An 8,451-nucleotide genomic window follows, 5' to 3' on the forward strand; every position below is an offset into this window, starting at 1 on the left:
CAGCGCGGCAGCACGTGCAGCACCGAGGCCACGACTCCCATTTGCCACGGCACCACGGCAAAGCGCCGGCCCGCGGCGATCGCCCGCACCGCCTTGCGCGCGAAGGCGTCGGCGTCCATCAGGAAGGGCATCGGATACGGATTGCGCGCGGTCATCGGCGTGCGGATATAGCCGGGCGCGATGGTGACCACGCGGATGCGGTGCGGCCGCTGCTCCAGCCGCAGGCTCTCCAGCAGCTTGATCACCGCCGACTTCGACGCGCTGTAGGCGCCCGCGCCCGGCAGTCCGCGCACGCCGGCGACGCTGGCGATGCCGACCAGCGTGCCGCGCCACTCGCGCGGCCCCACGTCCCGGGCCTGCATCGGCGCCAGGAAGGGCTGGAAGGTGGTCAGCACGCCGAACCAGTTGGTATCCATGACCGCGCGGAACGCCTCCAGATCCTCGCGTTCGCTCGCCACCGTGCCGACCGACACGCCGGCATTGGCGATCACGACATCGGGACAGCCGAAATGGTCGAGAAAGTCCTGCGCGGCGCCGAGCATCGCGTCGGCATCGCGCACGTCGGCCGCATAGACGCGGGCGGCATTGGGATTGGGCAGGGTGGCGACGAACGCGCGCAGTGCATCGTCGCGGCGGCCGACCAGGCCGAGAATCGCGCCCTGCCGCGCATATTCGCGCGCCAGGGCCTGGCCGATTCCGCTCGATGCGCCGGTGAGAAAGACTTTGACGGGTCGCATCGGGCGGCGGGGGAAGGAGAGAGGCGAAGCGGAGGGACGAAGCGGAAGGAAGCGCGCCGCTCAGCCGCGCGCCGGCCGTGCTTCGGCGGCGACGGCGGCGCGCGGTGTCATCACAGCTTCTTGTCGCGGACCTGGGTCACCAGGTAGTCCATCGTCTGCAGCGCGGCGCCCTTGCTGCCCGCGATGGACGGCGAGGTCACGTACTTGCCCTGGATCACGATGGTCGGCACGCCGTCGATCTTGTAGGCGTCGGCGATCTTGTTGGCCCGCGTGGTATTGGTCGACACCGAGAACGAGTTGTAGGCCTCCAGGAAGGCCTTGCGGTCGATGCCGTTCTTGGCCATCAGGTCGGCGATCTCGTTCGGGTCCAGCAGGCGCTTGCGCTCGGCGTGGATCGCGCTGAAGACCTTGTTGTGCATGGCGTCGAGCTTGCCCATCGATTCGAGCGCGTAGTAGATGCGCGTATGCGGCAGCAGGTCGTCGCGGAACGCCACCGGCACGCGCTTGAACACCACGTCCTTGCCCTGCTTCTTGACCCAGCCCTCCAGCTCGGGCTCGAAGTCGTAGCAATGCGGGCAGCCGTACCAGAAGAACTCGGTGATCTCGATCTTGCCTGCGGTGACGGGCTGGGCCGCCTTCAGGACCTGGTATTCCTTGCCTTCGGCCGGCGCGGCCTGGGCGGGCGATGCCATCATCAGTCCCGCGGCGGCGGCGAGCGTGGCGAACAAGGCGGCGATTTTCTTCATGGCGCGAGAGAAAAGTGAAACGGTCTGCGTATGACAGCGATGCGCCGCGCGGGTTCAGCCCGCCCCGGCGCCGCCGCCTCCTGGCTTACTGCTTGGTGAAGCGGATCACCGACGCCTCGAAACCGGCCGATTGCAGGCGGTCGCGCGCGCGGTTCATGTCTTCGATCTTGTTGTACGGGCCGAGCCGCACGCGATACAGCTTGACGCCGTTGACCTCGCGGTCGGTGACCTTGGCCTCGAAGCCCTGCATCGCCAGGTTGGCCTTCTGCCGGTTGGCGTCGTCCTGCGAGCGGAAGGCGCCGACCTGCAGCAGATAACCGACCTTGTTGGCATCGGCCTGGGCGATCTCGGCGATCGGGTCGGCGACCGGACGCTCGGCTGCCTTTTCCGCCGGCTTCTCGGCGGTCTTGGGCGCGGGCCTGGCGGCTTCCTCAGGCGCCGGCGCCGGCCTGGTCGCGGGAGCGGCCGGAGTGGTGGGCGCGGTGGGCTCCCGATGCGCCGGTTCCGCCGGCGGGCCGACCGGCTTGGGCGGGGTCTTGCTCCACAGCGGCTTGTTCGGGTCCGACGGCGGCTCCTGCACCGGCGACGGCAGGGTCCCGACCACGTTGCCGGGCTCGGCCGGCTTGGGCGTGCCCTTGCGCTGGAACGGCGTCGGCGCCTTGGTGATATACAGCGCCACCACCACCGCGATGGCCAGGCCGATGATCAGGCCGAGCACCAGGCCGAGAAACGTACCCCCGCGCTGCTGGGCGCGGCTGGCCTTGCGCGGGGCACGCTTGCGTTGCTGTTGCATGGAGTCCTCTTGGATATTGCCGGAAGATTATAGAGCCAGTGCCCGGCATGGCGACCGGGCAGCCGAGCCATCGCGGCCTGCAAACGGGTGGGACGTCGGCAGGCCGCGCAGCCGCCTCACATGCGCTGCGGGGCCGAGACGCCGATCACCGCGAGGCCGTTGCGCAGCACCTGGCGGGTCGCCGCCAGCAGCGCGAGCCGCGCCAGCTTGACCGGCTCGTCATCGACCAGCACGCGGTCGGCGTTGTAGAAGGCATGGAAGTCGCCCGCCAGATCGCGCAGGTAGAAGGCCACCGCGTGCGGCGCCAGCTCGTTCGCGGCCTGGGCCAGCATCTCGGGGAATTCGGCCAGCCGTTGCCCCAGCGCCAGCGCCTGCGGGCTCGCGGCGGCGCCGGTCACCGGCTCCAGGTCGGCGCCGGCCAGCTCGGCCAGGCGCTGCTGCCAGCCCTCGCCGCCCCACGACTCGAAGATCGAGCAGATGCGGGCATGCGCGTACTGGACGTAGTACACCGGGTTCTCGTCGTTCTGCTTGAGCGCCAGGTCGACGTCGAAGACGAACTCGGTGTCGGCCTTGCGCGACAGCAGGAAGAAGCGCACCGCGTCGCGGCCGCGCGTGAAATGCGCCGGCCAGTCGGCCACGCCCGCTTCCAGGCAGGCGCGGATGGTCTCGTCGCCGCCATTGCTCCATTCGATCAGGTCGCGCACCGTGACATACGAACCGGCGCGCTTGGAGATCTTGACCTCCTCGCCGTTCTTCATCACGGTGACCATCTTGTGCAGCACGTAGTCGGGATAACCGGCCGGGATGCCGATCTCCAGCCCCTGCAGGCCGGCGCGCACCCGCGCGATGGTGCCGTGGTGGTCGCTGCCCTGCACGTTGATGACCTTGTGGAAGCCGCGCTCCCACTTGGTGGTGTGATAGGCGACGTCCGGCACGAAGTAGGTGTAGCTGCCATCGCCCTTGCGCATCACCCGGTCCTTGTCGTCGCCGTCGTCGGTGGTGCGCAGCCACAGCGCGCCTTCGCTCTCGTAGGTCTTGCCCTTGGCGATCAGCGTCTGCACCGCTTCCTCGACCTTGCCGTCGGTGTACAGCGACGACTCGAGGTAATAGCGGTCGAACTTGACGCCGAACGCCTGCAGGTCGATGTCCTGCTCGTTGCGCAGGTAGGTGACGGCGAACTTGCGGATCGAATCGAGATCCTCGACGTCGCCCGAGGCGGTCACCGGCTCGCCGTCGGAAGCGCGCACGGTCTTGCGGGCGAGGAAGTCGGCGGCGATGTCGGCGATGTAGTCGCCGTTGTAGGCGGCCTCGGGCCAGCCGGCCTCGCCCGGCTTCAGGCCGCGCGCGCGCGCCTGCACCGAGATCGCCAGGTTCTGGATCTGCACGCCGGCGTCGTTGTAGTAGAACTCGCGGTGGACCGCGAAGCCCTGCCACGACAGCAGGTTGGCGAGCGCGTCGCCCAGCGCGGCCTGGCGGCCGTGGCCCACGTGCAGCGGGCCGGTCGGATTGGCCGAGACGAACTCGACCAGCACCTGGCCGCGCGCGCCCTGCTGCTGGGCGCCATAGCCGTCGCCCTGCTCCAGCACCGCGCGCAGCGTCTCGGCCTTGGCCGCCGGCGTCAGCCGCAGGTTGATGAAGCCGGGACCGGCGATCTCCAGGCTCGCCACCAGCGAGGCGGTACGCGCATCGGCCTTCACGGCGTCGACGATCTGCTGCGCCAGCTCGCGCGGATTGCGCTTGAGCGTGCGGGCCACCTGCATCGCCAGATTGCAGGCGAGATCGCCGTGGGCGGCCACCTTGGGCCGTTCGAAGGCGACAGCGGGCAGCACGGCATCGGCCGGCGCCAGCGCGCGTACCGCATCGGTGAACGCGGCGGCAAGTTTGGAGGTCTGAACAGGCAGCATGAATGTCTGGGCCCGGGCGCCACGACCAGGACCGCGATGGCTTGGGCCATAGTGGCGGTGCCGTCACCGGCAGCGTGGCGATGCCGCAGCGCGGCACGGGCAATCGATTGCAGAACGCGGATTTTATCAGGTGCTATGCTGACATCATCCGCAGGAGCCAGTCGGCCGGCTCCCGGCGCGCCGGAGCAGGACGGCTACCATCCCAACAAGGCTGACAAGGAACCACCATGCTGATCACCTTCAAGTCCCACGCGTCGCAAGACCTGATCATGATGAACGATCTCGCCGTCACGTTGCTCGGCATCATCGGCAAGCACGTCGGCGAACGCGGGGTGATCACCAAGGAAGAACTCCCCCGCGCGATCCACCGGCTCGAGGCCGCCGTGATGCAGGCCAAGCAGTCGCCGGCGCAGAGCCAGCTGCCCGAGGAGCAGCGCGGCAAGGGCAGCGACTACGACGATGACGAAGAGGAGCCGCTGCACCTCGGACAGCGCGCCTATCCCTTCCTCGACATGCTGCGAGCCTCGCAGCGCGAGGGCTGCGACGTGTTGTGGGGCGTGTAGGCGTCTGAGGAAATCCCGCCTCCCCCAAAAAAACAGCCCGGCCGCTGGGGGCGGACCGGGCACCGGACCAGGGGGGATCCGAAGGGGGGTACTGCGATATTGCGGCGTCGGGGGAGGCACCGCAATTCCTTGTCCGGCGCTGCCGATGGCTTCATCGGCAGCGCCGGCGACATTCTTGATGGCGGCATGCGCGGCCGCCGTGGTCGGCCGGGACCGTTACTCCTTGCTCAGCATGTCGGCCAGTTCGTCAGCGTGCTCCTCCTCGACCGCCAGGATCTCTTCCAGGATGCGCCGCGTGGTCGGGTCGCGCTCGCCCATGTACTGGATCATCTCGCGATAGCTCTCGATCGCGATCCGCTCGGCGATCAGGTTCTCGCGGATCATGTCCGTCAGCCCGTTGGGGGCGACATATTCCGAATGGCTGCGCGCCGACAGGCCGTCGGGCGAGAAATCCGGCTCGCCGCCCAGCTGCACGATGCGCGCGGCGATGCGGTCGGCGTGGGCCTGCTCTTCATCGGCATGGACCTTGAACTCGGCCGCGATCGGCTCGGCGTGGATGCCCTTGGCCATGAAGTGGTGGCGCCGGTAGCGCAGCACGCAGACCAGCTCGGTTGCCAGCGCTTCGTTCAGCAGCTTGAGCACAGTGGCGCGGTCCGCGTCGTAGTTCTCGGTGACCGCGCCGTCCTCGATATGTTTGCGGGCACGTGCGCGGATGGTGGCGACATCCGACAGAAAGCCCTGGGTCGGCCCCTTGCCGGCGGAGGAGGCATCGGTGCGGGAAGAGGCGGCGCCCGTGGTCTGGGTGTCCATGTATGCGGTTCTCCTGTCAGGTTGCTTTGTGGGGTTCGCGGCCGGAGGTGCGTTGCCTCCGTTGCCGTCGCTCGTTGCCGTCGCTCGTTCGCTCAGTTGCCGTCGTAGTTGCCGTCCTCGCTGCGGCGGCGGCTGCTGCCACCCACCAGCAGCAGCGCGGCGATCGCGCCGACCGCCGCGGCGATCGCGATGGCGCGGAACGGCGACTCGGCGACGCTGTGCTGCACGCCGACGACCGCCTGGTCGACACGCTCGCGCGCACGGCTGGCGCTCTGCACCGTGGCCTCGCGGGCCTGATCGGCCAGCATGCGCGCCCGCGTCTGCAGCCGGCGGCTGGCCTGCGCGGCCTCGGACGAACCTTCGCGCGCCAGCACCTCGATCGTGTGTTCGAGGGCCGAGATCAGTCCCCTCACCTCGTCCACCACCGGCGAGGCGGCCTCGCGCGCGGCGCCGCTGGTATCGCGGGCGGCGTGGCGCAACTGGCGAACCGTGTCGCTGGCGCAATCGGCAAGATGGCGGACTTCCTTCTTCACCTTCGGATTGTGGGTCAGCATGGGACTCTCCTTAAGACGCGCGTCGGCCAAGGCGCGACGCTAAGCGCCGCGCTTGGCCGACGCAATGCAGGCAACCTGGCGCAGGGCCTGGCGACGATCAGCGGGCCGTCAACGAGCCCTTGTCGGACCATCGACGGCCCTTCATCGGCCTTTCATCGGCCGATCATCGGCCCTTGCGGACCAGGCTCATGACGAAGGTCACCAGCGCCACTACCAGGAAGATGAAGAACAGGATCTTCGCGATTTCGACCGCGCCGGCAGCGATGCCGCCAAAGCCGAACACGGCGGCGACCAGGGCGATGATGAAAAAGACCAGTGCGTAGTAAAGCATGGTGAAACTCCCCTAGTTGGATCGAACTGCCTTAGCACAACAGCGCGCGTGAGCGCGAGCGGTGATCGTCGGGTGGGCCGTCATTTGACCGACTTGAAGATCGTTACCCCAAGCACCAGGAACAGCACGAACAGAATCAGGAACAGGAAGAACAGCACCTTGGCGATGCCCGCCGCGCCCGCCGCGATGCCGGTGAAACCGAGCAGCCCCGCGACGATGGAAATCACGGCAAAGATCAGCGCCCACTTCAGCATGGTGTTTCTCCTGTTCTCGCGGCTCGGTGCTTCGGTGCGCCAGGCCATGCAAGCATGGTAGGAATCGCCACTTCGGCGAGGCACCGACCTTGCACCGATTCCCCTGTCAGCGGTTTCCTACAGGTCCCGCGCGGCGCCAGGTCCCGTGCGGCGCACCGCTTCGCCACGCCTCCGGATGTCCCGGTGGATCGGTTGACCGGGCGCAATCGTTGTGATTCCATCGGCGCAGTCACCGCGCGCGACCGCGAGCGCGCAATCCAGGAAATTCCATCATGTTGAAGCTATCGTCGTTGCGGTCCACCGTGCTGCTCGCGGGTGGCATCCTGCTCACGGTGGTCGTGCTGATCGCCTCGGAGGCCGGCAATATCCGGCTGCGCCAGGGCTACTCGCAGGTCATCCGCTCGCAGAACGTGCAGAGCGACATCAGCGCGCTGCTGGCCGAGCTGGTCAACGCCGAGGCGGGCCAGCGCGGCTACCTGCTGACCGGCAAGGAAAGCTATCTCGAGCCGTACCATCGCGCCATTCCGCGCATCAACACGCTGATGAACGACATCCGCAACCGCTTCGCCGACGACCCCGAGGCGTTGAAGCAGTTCGGCGAGGCGTCGCTGCTGATCAGCCGCAAGCTGACCGAAATGGAGCTGACGCTGATCTACGGCAAGCGCGATGTCGAGGTGGCGCTGGACCTGATCCGCACGGACTTCGGCAAGCAGACCATGGAGAAGGCGCGGCTCGGCCTGGAGACGCTGCGCGCGCGCTCGGCCGCGTCGGTATCGCGCAATCTCGAGAACGCGGACCGCGACATCAACCTGTCGCGCTATGGCATCGGCCTGCTGACCGCGATCAACATCGTGCTGCTGGTCATCGTCGGCTTCCAGCATTCGCGGCGCCTGGCGGTCTCCGAGGCCGCGCGCAGCGAGCTCGAGGAGGAAAGCGCGCGGCTGGACCGCATGGTGCGGGCGCGCACGCGCCAGCTGTCGGCGCTGGCCTCCCACCTGCAGCGCGTCACCGAGGACGAGAAGACCCGGCTGGCGCGCGAGCTGCACGACGAGCTGGGCGCGATCCTGACGGCGACCAAGCTCGACATGCACTGGATCCGCCGGCGCCTGCAGAACGACTATCCCGAGATCCAGGAAAAGATCACGCGGGTGATGCTGCATGTGGACCAGGGCATCCAGATCAAGCGCCGCCTGATCGAGGACCTGCGCCCGACCGTGCTGCTGAACCTCGGCCTGAAGGAGGCGATCGCCCAGCTGGTCGAGGAAGTGGCCACGCGCAATCACTGGGAGACCGAGGTCGAGCTGGACCCGTCCGTGCCGCCACTGCGCGACGCCGCGGCCATCGCGCTGTACCGCATCGTGCAGGAGTCGCTGACCAATGCGACCAAGTACGCCGAGGCGAGCCGCGTGTCGGTCGCGCTCACGCGTACCGACGACCATCTGCTGCTGAAGGTCAGCGACAACGGGCGCGGCCTGCCGGCCGATATCGAAACGCGCCGCACCTCCGGCCACCATGGGCTGCTGGGCATGGAGCAGCGCGTGATCGCGCTGGGCGGCACGCTGCAGATCGATTCGACGCCGGGCGCCGGCGTCACGGTCCGCGTCGAGGTGCCGCTGACCGATGCCGTGGTGGCGCCGCCGCCGTCGCTGGACGAGGCCGACGAGCCGCTGCCGCATGAGCTGCCGATCGCTGGCCCCGGGCAGACGGGATCTGCGCAGACCGGACCTGCGCAGACGGGGCCCGGGCTGACGGCGTCGAC

The 8,451-nt window shown here is 68.4% G+C and carries 10 protein-coding genes; 2 read left to right on the forward strand and 8 right to left on the reverse strand.

Translation table 11 applies throughout. The annotated features are described in order from the left end of the window. The 4 genes from AC6EI8_RS21565 to argS all read right to left on the reverse strand — a co-directional run. A partial coding sequence (locus AC6EI8_RS21565) for an SDR family oxidoreductase (protein WP_498382832.1) occupies positions 1–737 on the reverse strand: 737 nt, incomplete at its 3' end. 110 nt (positions 738–847) lie between these two features. Next, on the reverse strand, positions 848–1,483 hold the full coding sequence (locus AC6EI8_RS21570) for a thiol:disulfide interchange protein DsbA/DsbL (protein WP_149317305.1): 636 nt from the start codon (positions 1,481–1,483) through the stop codon (positions 848–850). A gap of 85 nt (positions 1,484–1,568) precedes the next feature. Continuing rightward, positions 1,569–2,276, reverse strand: coding sequence for an SPOR domain-containing protein (locus AC6EI8_RS21575; RefSeq protein ID WP_149317306.1), 708 nt, complete (start codon positions 2,274–2,276; stop codon positions 1,569–1,571). A gap of 116 nt (positions 2,277–2,392) precedes the next feature. Then, a complete protein-coding gene (gene argS, locus AC6EI8_RS21580; protein WP_150082719.1) occupies positions 2,393–4,180 on the reverse strand; it encodes an arginine--tRNA ligase in 1,788 nt (595 codons plus the stop codon). A gap of 227 nt (positions 4,181–4,407) precedes the next feature. Between argS and AC6EI8_RS21585 the strand changes: the two genes are divergently transcribed. After that, on the forward strand, positions 4,408–4,743 hold the full coding sequence (locus AC6EI8_RS21585; protein ID WP_149317308.1) for a DUF1840 domain-containing protein: 336 nt from the start codon (positions 4,408–4,410) through the stop codon (positions 4,741–4,743). A gap of 216 nt (positions 4,744–4,959) precedes the next feature. Here AC6EI8_RS21585 and AC6EI8_RS21590 read toward each other — a convergent pair whose 3' ends face one another. The 4 genes from AC6EI8_RS21590 to AC6EI8_RS21605 form a co-directional block, all read right to left on the reverse strand. Next, positions 4,960–5,553: a ferritin-like domain-containing protein gene (locus AC6EI8_RS21590; RefSeq protein WP_006579440.1), complete on the reverse strand. Its 594-nt coding sequence runs from the start codon at positions 5,551–5,553 to the stop codon at positions 4,960–4,962. Positions 5,554–5,645: 92 nt separating this feature from the next. Beyond that, the gene (locus AC6EI8_RS21595; RefSeq protein ID WP_149317309.1) at positions 5,646–6,107 is read right to left on the reverse strand and encodes a glycine zipper domain-containing protein; all 462 of its coding nucleotides are present in this window, start codon (positions 6,105–6,107) and stop codon (positions 5,646–5,648) included. Between the two features lie 163 nt (positions 6,108–6,270). Continuing rightward, positions 6,271–6,438 carry a DUF1328 domain-containing protein gene (locus tag AC6EI8_RS21600; protein ID WP_006579618.1) on the reverse strand — a complete coding sequence of 56 codons (168 nt, stop codon included), beginning with the start codon at positions 6,436–6,438 and terminating at the stop codon, positions 6,271–6,273. Between the two features lie 80 nt (positions 6,439–6,518). Then, positions 6,519–6,692 carry a DUF1328 family protein gene (locus AC6EI8_RS21605; protein WP_006579617.1) on the reverse strand — a complete coding sequence of 58 codons (174 nt, stop codon included), beginning with the start codon at positions 6,690–6,692 and terminating at the stop codon, positions 6,519–6,521. 272 nt (positions 6,693–6,964) lie between these two features. Here AC6EI8_RS21605 and AC6EI8_RS21610 point away from each other — a divergent pair. Further along, the coding region (locus AC6EI8_RS21610; RefSeq protein ID WP_498382833.1) for a CHASE3 domain-containing protein at positions 6,965–8,451 on the forward strand (1,487 nt) is incomplete at its 3' end.

The sequence above is a fragment of the Cupriavidus sp. R6-3 genome, assembly GCF_059772245.1.